Genomic DNA, 15,657 nt, shown 5'->3' on the forward strand with positions numbered 1-15,657 from the left:
CGGCGACGTTACTGGTTCAGCCACACCCCGGCCAGGTTCTGGCCCAGATTGTGGCTCGGCGACATTTCCCAGCCCATCACGGCCTTGTTGGTCGGGATGATGCGGTGCCACCACAGCAGCGGAGCTTGGTAGACCTGGTCGAACATGCGCGCTTCGAACTGGCGGATGATGTCGTAGCGCTTGCTCGTGTCGCGCTCGCGCGACTGCAGATCGTAGAGCCGGTCAAGCTCGCGGTCGATCGAGCGCGAGCGGTTTTCCGGCGCCCGGTCGAACGACACGTACTTGGCAAGGCCCAAGCTCGGCTCGTCCATGAACAGGTTCGAGAAGTCGACCGCGACGTCGAAGTTGCCGCTCGACATGGCCGCAAGATACGGCGACGTCTCCGACTGGCGATGCTCGACCTCGACGCCGATCTGGCGCCACTGGTCGACCAGATAGATGCCGGCCGGCGTGTAGGGCTGCGGGGTCGCACGGTTGTGCAGCACGAATTTGAGGTTCGGAACCCCTGCCGCCTGCAGAAGACGGCGCGCTTCGGCGCGGGCGGCGGCGATGTTGGTGCCGTAGCCCGGAACCTTGGCGAGGTCTGCGTCCTTGATCGCGAACGGCGAGCCGGGGCGCACGAGGCCGCCCACGTCGCGCAACGTCGCTTGGCGCGCAAGACCTTGGGCACCCGCACGGCGGTCGATCGCCATGTTGAGGGCCTGACGCACGCGCACGTCGTCGAAGGGCTTCTTCTCGACGTTGAACACGACGAGCAGATTGAGCGTCCAACCGGATTCTTCGATGCGAACCCGGTCGCCCATGCCCTGCACGAGACGGTCGCGCTCGGCGGGGCTGATGCCGCGGAACTCGGCCATCACCTGCCCGCCCTGCAGCGCGTTCAGCATCGCGGCAGGCTGGCTCATGAACACGCCGCGGAAGCCGTCGAGATAGGGCTTGCCGGGCTCGAAATAGCGCTCGTTGCGCAGACCCGTGACATGGCTGCCCTTGACGTGCTCGCCGAAGCGGAACGGCCCCGAGCCCATGATGTTGTTGCGCGGGAAGTTGGGATCGGTCGCGAGTTTGGCGGCCGAATAGACGCAATTCCACGGGCTTGCGAAATGCTCCATCATCGCGGGATTGGGCGCCTTCATCTTGAAGGTGATCGTGGTCGCGTCCGGCGTTTCGATCGTGTCGATGTCGCCGAACGTGGCTTGGCGCGTGGACACGATGCCCGTGGGCGGGCTGCGCAGGCGGTCGTAGGTCGCCTTCACGTCGGCCGAGGTCAGCGGCGTGCCGTCGTGGAACGCGGCGTTGCTACGCAGCTTGAAGGTATAGGTCATGAGGTCGGGAGCGACCGTCCAGCTCTCGGCCAGATCGCCCTTTACGCCCGGATATTTCGACAAGTCGAACTGCATCAGCGTCGAATAGAAGGGCGAGACGAAATGCAGCGTGGCGAACGTGTCGGACGCGTGGCAGTCGTAGTGCGGCGTTTCAGCCGAAATCGCGAAGGTGAGCGTGCCGCCGCGCTTGGGAGTCTGGGCATCGACCGGGCTTGCGAGGGCAAGACCGGCAGCGGCAATGCCTGCCGCAAGCAAACGAAGATAGCTCATCGGGACAGTTCCTCCTTCAATGGCGGCGCGGGGTTCTTGGGGGGTCCTAGCCCCCGCGTCCGTTCTGTTGCACGCAATGGAAGACGCGTTGCAGGCGTTCCGTCAAGCGCTAGACCTTGATGCAGGCCACGAGATGGCCGGGTTTGACCTCGCGCGGTTCGGGCACGATCTTCTTGCAATCGCCGTCGGCAAGCGGGCAGCGCGTGTGGAACACGCAGCCCGAAGGCGGATTGAGCGGCGACGGCGTTTCGCCTTTGAGTGCGCGCGGCGCGCGCGCGCGCTCGACCGACGGGTCCGGCACGGGGGCCGCATCCAAGAGCGCCTTCGTATAGGGGTGCAAAGGCTCGGCATAGAGCGCGTCGCCGTCGGCCATCTCCATCAAACGGCCCAGATACATGACCACGACGCGATCCGAAATGTGCCGCACGACGGCCAAATCGTGCGCGATGAAGAGATAGGTGAGATTGAGCTTGTGCTGCAACGTTTCGAGCAGATTGATGATCTGGCCCTGGATCGACACGTCGAGGGCCGAGACGGGTTCGTCGCAGACGATGAACTCGGGCTCCATCGCAAGGGCGCGCGCAATGCCCACACGCTGACGCTGGCCGCCCGACATTTCGTGCGGATAGCGCTCGGCCATGTATGCGAAGAGCCCGACCTGCACCAGGAGTTCGGCCACGCGCTCGGCCGCCGCTTTGGCGTTGGGCACGATTTTGTAGACCATCAGCGGCTCGGCGATGATCTGGCCGATCGTCATGCGCGGATTGAGCGAGCTGTAGGGGTCCTGGAAAATCACCTGGATCTTGCGGCGGATGTCGCGCAGTTCGTTGAGGCTCTTGGCCGCGATGTCCTCGCCCTTGAACTTGATCGCGCCTTCGGTCGGATTTTCGAGCCGCAGCACGAGGCGGCCGATCGTGGTCTTGCCGCAGCCGGACTCGCCCACGAGGCCCAGCGTTTCGCCGGGTGCGATCTTGAACGACACGTCGTTGACCGCGCGCACCTGGCTCGTGGTGTTCGAAAAAAGCCCGCCCTTGCGCGTGACCGTGAAGAATTTCTTGAGGCCCTGCACGTCGAGCAGCGGCGGGGCATCTTTGGCGATACGCACGCCCGCATCGATGCGCGCCTGCGGGGCCGGCTTCAGCGTGCCGGCCGCAAGTTCCGGCGCGCGCAAGCAAGCCGAGAAATGGCCTGTTTCGACTTCGACGAGCGGCGGATCCTGCGCGCAAATGTCGGCCTTGAAGGCGCAGCGTGCCGCAAAGCGGCAGCCTTTGGGCGGGTCGAGCAGATTGGGCGGCAGGCCTTCGATCGTCTCGAGCTTCAGACCGCGCGGCTGATCCAAGCGCGGCACCGAGCGCATAAGGCCCATCGCGTACGGATGGCGCGGGGCCAGGAATACCTGGTCGGCCGTGCCCTGCTCGACCACGCGGGCTGCGTACATCACATTCACGCGGTCGGCATAACGCGCGACCACGCCCAGATTGTGCGTGATCACGATGAGCGCGATGTTGAGCTTGCGCGACAGCTCCTTCATCAGCTCCAGAATCTGCGCCTGGATCGTCACGTCGAGGGCGGTCGTCGGCTCGTCGGCGATGATGAGCTTCGGATTGCAGGCAAGCCCGATCGCGATCATCACGCGCTGGCGCATGCCGCCGGAAAACTGGTGCGGATACTGGTCCAAGCGGCGCTCGGGATCGGTGATGCCGACCATCTTCAAAAGCTCGACCGCGCGCGCCTGCGCCTGCTCTTCGGTCATCTTGAGATGGATGAAGAGCGGCTCCTTGATCTGCAGCCCGATCGGCAGGACCGGATTGAGCGAGGTCATCGGCTCCTGGAAGATCATCGAAATGTCGCGGCCGCGCCGCTCGCGCATCTCTTCGTCCGAAAGGTCCAGGAGATTGACGCCTTCGAACATGATGCGCCCGTGCACCACGCGGCCCGCGGGCTTGGCGAGCAGGCGCATCACGGCAAGCGAGGAAACCGATTTGCCGCAGCCGGACTCGCCGACGATGGCCAGAACTTCGCCCGGACGGATTTCGTAAGACACGCCCTCGACCGCGCGCACGACGCCGCGCGACGTGACGAAATGCACGTGCAGGTCTTCGACCGACAGCAACGGCGGGGTCAGCAAAGGCGGCGGCAACGTTTCGGATTGAGGCGTCAAGCGGGGCGTCCCTGCATTTTATCGTTGGCAAAGCGTCTAACACGCTTGCGGTACATTTTCCAGCCTTCGAACGGCGCGCGCATCAGCCCAACAAAGCGGCAACCCCGTCGAGATCGGCGACGATCCAATCGGGCTTCGGCACCTCCGGCGACAAGGCGACGCCCCGCCGATTGACCCAGGCGATCGCAAGGCCGAGCGGCTTGCCGCCGACAAGATCGGTGAATTGCGACTGGCCGGAATGCAGGATGGCCTCGCGCGGCACGCCCGCGTTATCCAGCAAATGCCGAAACAGCGCGCCGTCCGGCTTGTAGCCGCGCGCGCGCTCGGCCGTGCAAACGAGATCGAACAGCTTGGGCAACTTGGTTGCAGCCAAAAGATCGTCGTCGATGTTCGACACGATCGCGAGCCGGCAGCGTTTTGCGAAGTTTTCGAGTGCCTGCGGCACGTCGGCAAACAGCGGAAAGCCGCCGAAGGCGGCAAAGTAGCGGTCGATCAACGAAGGATCGCCCGCAATGCCGAACTGCGCGAAGGATTGCGCAAGGGAGTCCCGGCAGATCGCGCGATAGCCGCGATAGGGCTGCCAGTATTGCGCGATGTTGCGGTGCTCCCAATCCTCCCAGAAAAGTCTGACGTCGACATTTGCGGCTCCGCAATCGTCGAGGATCGATTGGAACGCCGCATACGAGCCCGCACGCACATCGAGCAGCGTGCCGAACACGTCGAACGACATGAGTTGCGGGTGCAGCTGCCCCGTCACCAATTCCCGCCTTCGATCGCCGCGACGAGCGCGTCCGTCACGGACTCGGTCGTGGCTTTGCCGCCGAGATCGGGCGTGTGGCAGGCAGGATCGGCGGTCACGCGTTCGATCGCAGCCATAAGGCGGGCGGCCGCTGCAGGTTCGCCCAAATGCTCGAGCATCATCACGGCCGACCAGAAGGAGCCGACGGGATTGGCAATGCCCTTGCCCATGATGTCGAAGGCCGAACCGTGGATCGGCTCGAACATCGAGGGGAAGCGGCGCTCGGGGTTCAGATTGGCGGTGGGGGCGATGCCGATCGACCCGCCCAGTGCCGCGGCAAGATCGGACAAGATATCGGCATGCAGGTTGGTGGCAACGACCGTGTCGATCGAGGCGGGCTTGCGCACCATGCGCACGGTCATCGCATCGACGAGTTCCTTGTCCCAGGCTACGTCGGGGAATTCGGCCGCAACTTGGGCGGCGATCTCGTCCCACAGCACCATGCCGTGGCGTTGGGCGTTGGATTTTGTCACGACCGTGAGTTTGCGGCGCGGCCGCGAGCGTGCGAGCGCGAACGCAAAGCGCATGATGCGCGTCACCCCGGCGCGCGTGAAGATCGAAGTTTCGGTCGCAACCTCCTCGGGCAGGCCCTTGTGCGTGCGCCCGCCTTGGCCCGCATATTCGCCTTCGGAATTCTCGCGCACGATCACCCAATCGAGATCGCCGCGCTTGAGGCCCGCGATCGGCGATTCGATGCCGGGCAGCAGGCGCACCGGGCGCACATTGGCGTACTGGTCGAAAGGCTGGCAGATCGCCAGGCGCAAGCCCCACAAGGTAACGTGGTCCGGCACGTCCGGCATGCCAACGGCCCCGAAAAAGATCGCATCGAACGGTTTGAGCTGGGCCAGCCCGTCGGCCGGCATCATGATGCCGTGGCGCTTGTAATAGTCGCTGCCCCAGTCGAAGGCTTCGGGGGCAAGCGCAAACCCGCTGCGTTTTGCGAGTGCGGCCAGTGCCCGCAATGCGGCGGGCACCACTTCCTTGCCGATTCCGTCGCCGGGTATGGCGGCGATGCGATAGGTTTTCACGGTGTGCGATTCCTCTCGGATGCTTTTGCTTGGCGACATCTGATATACGAACTGCAGTGCCGGGGGAACAGCACAGCATGTCGATTTGGGTCGGTATTCTCGGAGGGACGGCGGGTTTTGCGTTGGGCGGGCCGCTGGGCGCATTGCTTGGGGCTGCTGCCGGCTACACCTTGGCGACGGTCGCCAAAAAAGCCACAAGCCCCGACGCCAACGCGGCGCGCGAAATCGCCTTCACGATCGCGACCGTCGCACTCGCCGCCAAGATGGCCAAATCCGACGGGGCCGTGTGTGTGCGCGAAAAGGCGGCGTTTGCCGAGCTGTTCCGTTTCGATCCCGCCGAACGCGCCAACGTCGAGCGCGTCTTCGATCTCGCCACGCGCTCGACCGCCGGGTTCGAGGCCTATGCAAGCCAGCTTGCCGCGATGTTCGAGCCCGGTGCGCCTGCACTTGAAGAATTGCTCGACTGCCTGTTCCACATCGCGCGCGCCGACGGCAATCTGCGGGCCGACGAGGTCGCGTTTCTGGCCGCCGTCGCCAAGATCTTCGGCATCTCCGACAGCTCCTTCGAAAGCCTCGTCGAAGCCCAGCGCGATCCAGCGACTGCCGACCCCTATCGCGTGCTGGGGATCGCAGCCGACGCTTCGGAAGACCAAGCGCGAACGGCGTGGCGCCAATTGGTGCGCGACCACCATCCAGACCGCCTGACGGGGGCCGGCATGCCGCAGGAGTTCGTGGCCCTCGCCAACGAACGGCTTGCCGCAATCAACGTGGCGTGGGCGGCTGTGCGCCGCCGGAAAGGCTGGACATGACGCCGCGCGACAGGGCGATCGCGGTTGCGATCACCGCGACCTGGGGCCTCAATTTCGTGATCGGCAAATGGGCGCTGGCCGAATTGCCGCCGATCCTCACGATGACATTGCGCTTTACGTTGGTCGCGATCTTGCTGCTGCCATTCGTGCGCACGCCGTGGGCGGATCTGCCGCGCATTGCGGGCTTGGCCTTCACGCTTGGGCTCGTGCATTTCAGCCTGATGTTTACCGGCCTCGTCGGCGTCGATGCAGGGCTCGCCTCGATCATCGCGCAAAGCCAGGTGCCGTTCGTGGCATTGCTCGCCGCGATCTTCCTGCGCGAAATGCCGGGGCCGCGCCAATGGCTCGGCATGGCTCTGGCGTTTTTCGGCATCTGGCTTGCGGTCGGCGAGCCGCGCGCGGGCGGCGCACTTGGCGACATCCTGCTCGTTCTGGCGGGCAGTTTCGTGTGGGCGATCGCCAATTTCCAGATGAAAACGCTCGGCCATGTCGACGGTTTTGCGCTGAATGCCTATATGGCGTTGTTCACGGTGCCGATGCTCGCAACCGCCTCGGCCGTGCTCGAAACCGGCCAGTTTGCGGCGATGGCGGCGGCGAGCTTGTGGGCGTGGAGCGGTGTCGCCTTCATGGCCTGCATCATCACGATCGTGACCTACTGGGCGTGGTATCGCCTGCTGCGGCGCTATTCTGTAAATATTGTGGTGCCTTATTCGTTGCTGATCCCGATATTCGGCGTTCTGGCAGGTGTGGTGATGATGGGCGATCCGTTCGGCTGGCAGAGTTTTGCAGGGGCCGCCGTGACCGTAGCCGGCGTTGCCGCCATCACGCTCGGCAAGCGCAAACCAAACGGGGCCGCCGCATGAGTCCGGTGCACGACCGGCCGTCGCCCAATTTCGACGCAAGACCCGTCGGCGTTGCGCCGGAAATTCTGGTGCTGCACTACACCGACACCGAAAGCCTCGACGAATCGCTCGGCATCCTGCTCGACCCGGCCAAGCAGGTCAGTGCCCATTATCTGATCGACGAAGACGGCACGGTCTATCGGCTTGTCGACGAGACTATGCGCGCATGGCATGCCGGCAAAGCCAGTTGGCGCGGCCTCACCGACATCAACGCCCGCTCGATCGGCATCGAGTTGCAGAACCCCGGCCATCGCTGCGGCTATCGCGCCTTCGCCGAAGCGCAGATCGAAGCCGCGATCGCCCTCTGCGGCGACATCGCCGCGCGCCACAAAATCAGCCCCCGCGACCTCGTTGCCCATTCCGACATTGCGCCGGCGCGCAAAAAGGATCCCGGCGAGTTGTTTCCGTGGGATCGATTGGCCATGGCCGGCCTTGGCTATTGGCCGGGCCATGTGGCGCGACGGCGGCGCACAATCCGCGATTTCGGCCCCGGTGCGACGGACGACGCCGTCGTTTTTGTGCAGCGCGATATGGCTGCGATCGGCTATGCGTGCCCGCAATCCGGCACGCTCGATGCGGCGACTGCGGACGTGCTTTGCGCCTTCCAGCGCCGCTATCGGCCCTGGCGAATCGACGGGCGGCTCGACGGCGAAACCCATGCCCGGGCTCGGGCATTACGAGAGCTAATAAACTGCTAGACACGCAAGCGCTGCGAATGATAATAGATGCTATCTAAAAGATTACAGAGAGATTGCATTCTATGTTTGCTTATCCTGCACGGCTTTTCGCCAAGGACAACGGCTTTGTCGTCGCCTTCGCAGATTTCGGCGATCTCCGAGCAACGGGCAAGAACGCGCATGAAGCCGTCCGCAATGCCTCGATGGCGCTGACGCGCCATTTGGAGAGTTTGGTGGCCAAAGGCCAGGCCGTACCCCCGCCCAGCCTGTTCGACGCCGAATTGCGTCGCCCGAAAGGCGATTCGCTCGCCCAACTGCTGATCCCGGCCGACTATGTCGGGCGCGTCGTTCGGCTCAATATCAGCATGGACGAAAGCGTGCTGACCATGTCCGACCGGCAATCGACCCTGCTCGGCATGACGCGCTCAGGCTATATCGCGCATTTGATCCGCTCGGACCGCGACCGGCTGATGCGTGCCGCCCATTCGGAAGCGAAGACCGAGCCGAAGGCGGAGCCCAAGGTCAAGCCGTCGGCCAAAGCGAAAGCCAAAGGCAAAAAACGCTAAGCCGTTTGCCAAGCCCCTGTTGACGGGGCGGGCCTTCTGCGCGCATCTACCCCCTGCCAGACGGTCGGACGGCCGCGGTGCGGCCTTGCCTTTGCGGCAGGACAGCATCGAGGAAAGTCCGGGCTCCACGGAAACAAAGGTGCCGGGTAACGCCCGGCGGGGGCGACCCCAGGGAAAGTGCAACAGAAAACAGACCGCCAACCGGGCTTCGGCCCGCGGCAAGGTTGAAACGGTGGGGTAAGAGCCCACCGCGGACGCGGCAACGCGGACGGCATGGCAAACCCCACCTGGAGCAAGACCAAATAGGGGCGGCACGCAGACACGCGCAAGCGTTCTGCCGTCGGTTTCCGGACCGCCGCCCGGGTCGGTCGCGCGAGGTGCCTGGCAACAGGCACCCAAGAGGAATGGTCGTCGCCGTCGCCCCTTGTTGCAAGCGATTGCGCAAGAGACGACGACACAGAACCCGGCTTACAGACCGTCTGGCATTTTCCCTTTGAAGTTGAAACGTCGCGACGGCGGCCCCCTTAAAGCCGTATTTTCGCCAGAAATTTAGCCCGAATTATCGTTAAATTCAGTGCATCGCCGGCGCCGACGACACCAAGAACGAAACGTGTTCAAGCAAAAACAGGGGCTTAGCCCATTGACGCCCATATACACCCATGATATCCCATATTGTCCCACAAACCCTGTTTTGCACGCTGCAAAGCCGGGGCGGGACCGCGCGGAAAGACGAATATCTCCCGTTTTTCAAGGCGTTGCTGGATTGGGGACGGCACGGGATCGACACCGCGGACGATGGCCAAAACCACGTTCAAATCGACCTACAAGTTCAAGATCGACCGGAAGGGACGCGTCTCCATTCCGGCCGACTTTCGAACCGTGCTCGCCGCCAAGGGCGAAGAAGAGCTCAATGTGTTGCCCTGGGAAGGCCAGGTCGCGCGCGTGATCGGCGACGACGTGCTGGCCCGCATCGGTGCCAATGCCGATCCGCTGGCCGCCTTCAGCGCCAACCCGCTCGACGAGGCTGCAATGCGCGCGGCCGACCTCATCCCGCTGTCGCTCGACGCCGAGGGCCGCGTGATGCTGCCCGAGCGGCTGATCGCACATTGCAACCTTTCCGAGACCGTCGCGTTCGCCGGCCGCAATACGTTTTTCGAGATCTGGAATCCCGAAGCGCTCGACGCCTTCCAGGCCGCATGGCATGCGCGCGCAAGCGGGCGCAGCTGATGGACGCAAATTTCGTCCACGTGCCGGTGCTGTGCGTCGAGGCGGTCGAAGCTTTGTGCCCGCGCGGCGACGCGGTCTATATCGACGGCACGTTCGGCGGCGGGGGCTACACAAAAGCTTTGCTCGAGGCCGCTTCCTGCACGGTCGTGGCGATCGATCGCGATCCGGCGGCGATCGCGCGCGCAGCCCCGTTGCAGGAACGCTTCGGCAGCCGGTTGCGCATCGTCGAAGGGCGCTTTGGCGAGCTTGACCGGCTGGCGCAGGCGCAAGGCTATGCAGCCGTCGAAGGTGTCGCACTCGATCTTGGCGTTTCCTCGCCGCAGATCGACGATCCGGCGCGCGGCTTCTCGTTCCGCTTCGACGGGCCGCTCGACATGCGCATGGGGACGACCGGTCCCACGGCCGCCGACATCGTCAATGGCTGGGACGAAACTTCGCTCGCCGACACGATCTACGGCCTTGGCGAAGAGCGCCATTCGCGCCGCGTGGCACGCGCGATCGTGGCGGCAAGGCGTACAGCACCCATTGCGCGCACGTTCGAGCTTGCGCGCATCGTGCGCGGGGCCGTGCCGCGCAGCAAAGATGGCATCGATCCCGCCACGCGCACCTTCCAGGCGTTGCGCATCGCGACCAACGACGAGCTCGGCGAACTCGCGCAGGGTCTTGCGGCGGCCGAGCGCATCTTGGCTCCCGGCGGCAGGCTTGCGGTCGTCTCGTTCCATTCGCTCGAAGACCGCGCGGTCAAACAGTTCCTGAAGCAGCGCGCGGGCGAAGGCGATCGCGGCTCGCGCCATCTGCCGCAGCGCACATCGCGCGCGGCGGCAAGCTTCCGCCTTGTGTCGCGCAAGGGCATTCGCCCGAGCGACGCCGAGATCGCGCGCAATCCGCGCGCGCGTTCGGCCACCTTGCGCGTCGCCGAGCGCACCAACGCGCCCGCCTGGGTCGCAACCAATGCAGGTGCCGCATGATCCGGCTGGCGACCTTGCTGTGGATCGCGATCGCGGGCGTGATGGGCTACGGGCTCTACCAGCTCAAGCACGAGGTCATGTCGCTCGAAGCCGAGCTTGGGCGCGTGAACCGCCAGATCGTGCGCGAGCAGGAGAACATCCACGTGCTGCGCGCCGAATGGGCCTACACGAACCAGCCCCAGCGCCTGCAGGCGCTGGCCCAGCGCCATCTCGATCTCGTGCCGATGAGCCCGCGCCAGTTCGGCCGGCTCGATGCGTTGCCCGCACCCGCCGCAGCATCAGCCGCGCCCACCGCAACGCAAGGTGCCGTGAAACCCACCGCCGCAAGCCCGGGGGTGCAGCGCTAGATGGCCACGCGCCTTTCCGACATCGTGCGCGCGATCCCGGCCCGCCTGCGCCTGCAGGGAACGGCCGCACACGCGCTCGAAACCGCACGCCACCGTCTCGTGATCGGCGGGCTGCTGTTTGCGGTCGCGTTTGCCGTGGTCGGCGGCCGCCTCGTCGATGTGACGCTGCTCACCGAAGCGCGCGAGCCGCGCGCCGCGCGCGTGCCAAACACCGGCCCGCTCGAACTTGCGCGCGCCGACATCGTCGACCGCAACGGCGTGCTGCTGGCGACCTCGCTCGTCACGCAGTCGCTCTACGCCAATCCCAAACTCATCGCCAATCCGGAAGCGACCGCGCGGCGCCTGGCGGCCGTCCTGCCGGGCCTCGACGAAAGAGCCGTGCGCGAGCGCCTGGCTTCCGACCAGCGCAGCTTCGTGTGGATCCGGCGCAGCCTCACGCCGCGCCAGCAATACGAGGTCAACCGCCTCGGCGTGCCGGGGCTGTTTTTCCAGCGCGAGGAACGGCGCGTCTATCCGCACGGCGTGCTCGCAAGCCACGCGGTGGGTTTCTCAGATCTCGACAATCGCGGCCTCGCGGGTGCCGAACAGGCGTTCGACGAACGGCTCAAGACCGAGCGCGAACCCGTGCGCCTGTCGCTCGACATCCGCGCCCAGCACGTGGTGCGCGAAGAGATCAAGCGCGCCATCGAAGACTTCAACGCGATCGGCGGCATGGGCGTGCTGCTCGACGTCGCGACCGGCGAAACGCTCGCCATGGTCTCGCTGCCCGACTTCGATTCGAACGCTCCGGGCCTTGCCGACGACGACGCGCGCTTCAACCGCAACACGCTCGGCACCTACGAGATGGGCTCGACCTTCAAGATGTTCACGGCCGCGATGGGCTTCGACAGCGGTGCCGTGCGCATGCAGGACAGCTGGGACGCAAGCCGGCCCTACACGATCGGCCGCTTCACGATTTCGGATTTCCACGGCAAAAACCGCTGGCTCACGACGCCCGAGGTTTTCATCTTTTCCTCGAACCTCGGCGCGTTGCGCATGGCCCAGCGCATCGGCGTCGAGCGCCAGCGCGATTTCATGGACCGCGTGGGCTTCCTGCGCCCCTCGCCCATCGAGCTGCCGGAAGTCTCGCATCCGCTCATCCCCAAGCCCTGGCGCGAGATCAACGCGCTGACGATTTCCTACGGCCATGGCATCACCGTGTCGCCGATGCAGCTCGTGGGTGCCGCCGCCGCAAGCGTGGGTGGGGGCATTCTGCGCCCCGTCACGATCCTCGCGCGCGAAGAAGGGGTGCGCGTGCCGGGCGAGCGCGTGATGAGTGCGGCCGCCTCGGCCCAGCTCAACCAGCTCATGCGCCTCAACGTGGAGCGCGGCTCGGGCCGCAGTGCCGAAGTGGCCGGCTACTATGTCGGCGGCAAGACGGGCACTGCCGAAAAGATCCAGCGCGGCGGCTACAAAAAGAATTCGCGCATCTCTTCGTTCGTCGCCGCGTTCCCGGCGCACGATCCCAAATACGTGCTGCTAGTAATGGTCGACGAGCCGCAAGGTCGGCGCGAGACCGGCGGCTACGCGACCGGCGGCGTGGTTGCAGCCCCCACGGCCGGGCGCATCATCGCGCGCGTGGCGCCGCTTATGGGCTTGGCGCCGATGCGCGAAGCCGTCCCCGACCTCACGCAGCCGCTGCTTGCAGCGGCCACCTTGAGGTAAGGGCAAGATGCGGCTCAGCGACATCCTCGACGGCGAAATGCAGCTGCGCAACGCAGCCGGCCGCGACCCGCAGATCGCGGGCCTCACGGCCGATTCGCGCCGCGTGGCGCGCGGCTTCGTGTTCGCGGCTTTGCCTGGCGCCAAACAAGACGGGCGCAGCTTCGTGGGCGAAGCGTTGCGCAGCGGTGCCGCCGCCGTGCTCGCCGCCCCGGGCCTCGATCTGCCGGCCGGCATTCCTTACGTGGAGGCCGCCAACCCGCGCCGGTCGTTCGCGCGCGCGGCTTCGCGCTTTGCAGGCCCCCAGCCGCGCATCGTTGCCGCCGTGACAGGCACGAGCGGCAAGACCTCGGTCGCCAGCTTCACGCGCCAGCTGTGGCAGACGACGGGCAGGCCGGCCGCCAGCCTCGGCACGCTCGGGCTCGTGGCCCCGCACACGACGCGCAGCGGTGCCCTCACCACGCCCGATCCGGTTTCGCTGCACACAGATTTGGCCGAGCTTGCCAAAGCGGGCGTGGATCATGTGGCGATGGAAGCCTCGAGCCACGGGCTCGACCAATGCCGCCTCGACGGCGTCAAGCTCGCGGCGGCGGCGTTCACCAATCTCAGCCGCGACCATCTCGACTACCACGCCACGATGGCGGCCTATTTAGCAGCCAAGCGGCGCCTGTTCGACACGCTGCTGCCGCCGGGTGCCGTGGCCGTGCTCAACGCCGACATTCCGGAATTCGAAGCGCTGAAAGCCGTGTGCCAAACGCGCCACCACCGCATTCTGTCGTTCGGGCGCAACGGCAACGATCTGAAGCTCGTCGATGCGGCCCCGCTGCCGCACGGCCAGCGTCTGACGCTGCAGGCCTTCGGCACCACGCGCACGCTCGACCTGCCGCTCGCCGGCACGTTCCAGGCGATGAACATGCTTGCGGCCGTGGGGCTCGCGATCGGCGGCGGCGTCGCTCCGTTTGCGGCCCTCGATGCCGTCGCGAACCTCGAAGGCGTGCCCGGCCGTCTGCAATTGGCCGGCACCACGGCCAATGGGGCTGCGGTCTATGTCGACTACGCGCACAAGCCCGATGCGCTTGCGACCGTGCTGGCCGCGTTGCGCCCGCACGTGACCGGGCGGCTGCACGTGCTGTTCGGCTGCGGCGGCGACCGCGACGTGGGCAAGCGCCCGCTCATGGGCAAGATCGCCGTCGAACGCGCCGACCGCGTGATCGTGACCGACGACAATCCGCGCTCGGAAGATCCCGCCGCGATCCGCAAGGCCGTGCTGACGGGCGCCCCCGGTGCGCGGGAAATCGCCCCGCGCGATGCGGCCATCCGCGCTGCGATCGAAGACCTTGCGGCAGGCGACGTGCTCGTGATCGCGGGCAAGGGCCACGAGCGCGGCCAGATCATCGGCGACATCACGCTGCCTTTCGACGACCTCGAACAAGCGCAGATGGCCTTGGGCCTTGCCGCGCGCGAGGGGGCAGCATGAGCGCTTTGTGGCACGCCGCCGATGCGATCGCCGCAACCAAGGGCCAAGCGCTGGGTGCCAAGGACTGGCACGCGACCGGCGTTTCGATCGACACGCGCACGCTCGCCAAAGGCGATCTGTTCGTCGCGCTTAAGGGCGAAACGCAGGACGGCCACGCTCACCTGGCCGATGCGTTCGCCAAGGGCGCTGCGGCAGCCCTCGTGTCGCATGCCATGGAACACGGGCCCGGCATCTTGGTGCCCGACACGCTCGCGGCATTGGGCGCTTTGGGCGTTGCCGCCCGCGCGCGCTGTGCCGCACGTGCATTGGCCGTGACGGGCTCGGTCGGCAAGACGAGTACGAAAGAAGCGCTCGCCGCCGCCCTCGGCCGGCAGGCCAAAACGCATGCCGCCGCCGCCTCGTTCAACAACCATATCGGCGTGCCGATCACGCTCGCGCGCCTGCCCATCGACAGCCGCTACGGCGTGTTCGAAGTCGGCATGAACCATGCGGGCGAGATCGCGCCGCTCGTGCGCATGGTACGCCCGCATGTGGCGATGATCACGACGGTCGAAGCCGTCCATGTCGAAAACTTCGCCGACGGTATTGCGGGCGTTGCCGCCGCCAAAGCCGAGATTTTCGACGCCGGCGGCGAAACCGCCGTACTCCCGCGCGACAATCCGTTTTTCGATTTTCTCGCCGCCCGCGCCAAAGCCTGCGGCGTGGCCAACATGCTGTCCTTCGGCACGCACGAGAAAGCCGATGCGCGCCTGGCCGATTGGCAGGGTACGCCCAACGGCAGCAAGGCCAGCGTCGTTCTGATGGGCGAACGCCTCGACTTTTCGATCGGCGCACCCGGTCGCCATTGGGCGATGAATCTCGCCGGCGCCTTGCTCGCGATCAAAGCGCTGGGTGGGGATGCCGCAGCGGCCGCCGCCAGTTTCGCCGCGATCGCAGCCCCCAAAGGGCGCGGAGCGCAGCATCGTATCGTGCGCGCCGACGGCACGCAGTTTCTGCTGATCGACGACAGCTACAACGCCTCGCCGCCCTCGATGCGCGCCGCCTTCGCCGTTTTGGCCGCCACACCGGCAACGCGCCGCGTGGCCGTGCTCGGCGACATGCTCGAATTGGGGCCGGACTCGCCCACCCTGCATGCCGATCTCGCCCCGGCCTTGGTCGAAGCGGGCATTGCCAAGGTTTTCTGCTGCGGCACCAACATGGCGCGGCTCTACGAAAAACTGCCCGCCTCGATGCAGGCCGTGCACGCGCAGGATTCTGCAGCACTCGAACCCCTGGTTCTGGCCGGCATCGCTTCGGGCGACGCAATCGTCGTCAAAGGATCGCTCGGCAGCCGCATGGGCCGCATCGTCGCGGCCTTGCTGGCGCAACACCAACCCTTGCCCGTCGGCGGAAGGTAGCGACAC

14 protein-coding genes and 1 other RNA gene are annotated in these 15,657 nt (G+C 65.9%); 11 read left to right on the forward strand and 4 right to left on the reverse strand.

Annotation, left to right across the window (positions count from 1 at the left end; genetic code table 11):
- Window positions 1-8: 8 nt before the first annotated feature.
- The 4 genes from O9320_17350 to O9320_17365 form a co-directional block, all read right to left on the reverse strand.
- Window positions 9-1,592, reverse strand: coding sequence for an ABC transporter substrate-binding protein (locus O9320_17350; protein ID MCZ8312614.1), 1,584 nt, complete (start codon window positions 1,590-1,592; stop codon window positions 9-11).
- Between the two features lie 109 nt (window positions 1,593-1,701).
- Entirely contained in the window at window positions 1,702-3,753 is a 2,052-nt protein-coding gene (locus O9320_17355) for an ABC transporter ATP-binding protein (protein ID MCZ8312615.1), read from the reverse strand.
- An 82-nt stretch (window positions 3,754-3,835) separates the two neighbouring features.
- Complete coding sequence (locus tag O9320_17360; GenBank protein MCZ8312616.1) at window positions 3,836-4,510, reverse strand: HAD hydrolase-like protein; 675 nt, start codon at window positions 4,508-4,510, stop codon at window positions 3,836-3,838.
- Window positions 4,507-5,580: a tartrate dehydrogenase gene (locus tag O9320_17365; protein ID MCZ8312617.1), complete on the reverse strand. Its 1,074-nt coding sequence runs from the start codon at window positions 5,578-5,580 to the stop codon at window positions 4,507-4,509. Before O9320_17365 ends, O9320_17360 begins: the two co-directional genes overlap by 4 nt.
- 77 nt (window positions 5,581-5,657) lie before the next feature.
- Here O9320_17365 and O9320_17370 point away from each other — a divergent pair, with 77 nt between their 5' ends.
- From O9320_17370 to murF, 11 genes are all read left to right on the forward strand, one after another.
- Window positions 5,658-6,389 carry a molecular chaperone DjiA gene (locus O9320_17370; GenBank protein ID MCZ8312618.1) on the forward strand — a complete coding sequence of 244 codons (732 nt, stop codon included), beginning with the start codon at window positions 5,658-5,660 and terminating at the stop codon, window positions 6,387-6,389.
- Complete coding sequence (locus O9320_17375; protein ID MCZ8312619.1) at window positions 6,386-7,252, forward strand: EamA family transporter; 867 nt, start codon at window positions 6,386-6,388, stop codon at window positions 7,250-7,252. The genes O9320_17370 and O9320_17375 overlap by 4 nt, the downstream gene beginning before the upstream one ends.
- Window positions 7,249-7,989, forward strand: a complete 741-nt coding sequence (locus O9320_17380; protein MCZ8312620.1) for an N-acetylmuramoyl-L-alanine amidase — start codon at window positions 7,249-7,251, stop codon at window positions 7,987-7,989. Before O9320_17375 ends, O9320_17380 begins: the two co-directional genes overlap by 4 nt.
- A gap of 62 nt (window positions 7,990-8,051) precedes the next feature.
- A complete protein-coding gene (locus O9320_17385; protein ID MCZ8312621.1) occupies window positions 8,052-8,534 on the forward strand; it encodes a type II toxin-antitoxin system HicB family antitoxin in 483 nt (160 codons plus the stop codon).
- A 56-nt stretch (window positions 8,535-8,590) separates the two neighbouring features.
- Window positions 8,591-9,021, forward strand: an RNA gene (gene rnpB, locus O9320_17390) — RNase P RNA component class A.
- Between the two features lie 308 nt (window positions 9,022-9,329).
- The gene (locus O9320_17395; protein ID MCZ8312622.1) at window positions 9,330-9,761 is read left to right on the forward strand and encodes a division/cell wall cluster transcriptional repressor MraZ; all 432 of its coding nucleotides are present in this window, start codon (window positions 9,330-9,332) and stop codon (window positions 9,759-9,761) included.
- Entirely contained in the window at window positions 9,761-10,729 is a 969-nt protein-coding gene (gene rsmH / locus O9320_17400) for a 16S rRNA (cytosine(1402)-N(4))-methyltransferase RsmH (protein ID MCZ8312623.1), read from the forward strand. Before O9320_17395 ends, rsmH begins: the two co-directional genes overlap by 1 nt.
- Window positions 10,726-11,076, forward strand: a complete 351-nt coding sequence (locus tag O9320_17405) for a hypothetical protein (protein ID MCZ8312624.1) — start codon at window positions 10,726-10,728, stop codon at window positions 11,074-11,076. The genes rsmH and O9320_17405 overlap by 4 nt, the downstream gene beginning before the upstream one ends.
- Entirely contained in the window at window positions 11,077-12,780 is a 1,704-nt protein-coding gene (locus O9320_17410; protein MCZ8312625.1) for a penicillin-binding protein 2, read from the forward strand. It begins immediately after the preceding gene.
- Window positions 12,781-12,787: 7 nt separating this feature from the next.
- Window positions 12,788-14,254, forward strand: a complete 1,467-nt coding sequence (locus O9320_17415; protein ID MCZ8312626.1) for a UDP-N-acetylmuramoyl-L-alanyl-D-glutamate--2,6-diaminopimelate ligase — start codon at window positions 12,788-12,790, stop codon at window positions 14,252-14,254.
- Window positions 14,251-15,651, forward strand: coding sequence for a UDP-N-acetylmuramoyl-tripeptide--D-alanyl-D-alanine ligase (gene murF / locus O9320_17420; protein ID MCZ8312627.1), 1,401 nt, complete (start codon window positions 14,251-14,253; stop codon window positions 15,649-15,651). The genes O9320_17415 and murF overlap by 4 nt, the downstream gene beginning before the upstream one ends.
- Window positions 15,652-15,657: the final 6 nt, after the last annotated feature.

Source organism: Magnetospirillum sp. (assembly GCA_027532905.1).
Taxonomy (GTDB): domain Bacteria; phylum Pseudomonadota; class Alphaproteobacteria; order CACIAM-22H2; family CACIAM-22H2; genus Tagaea.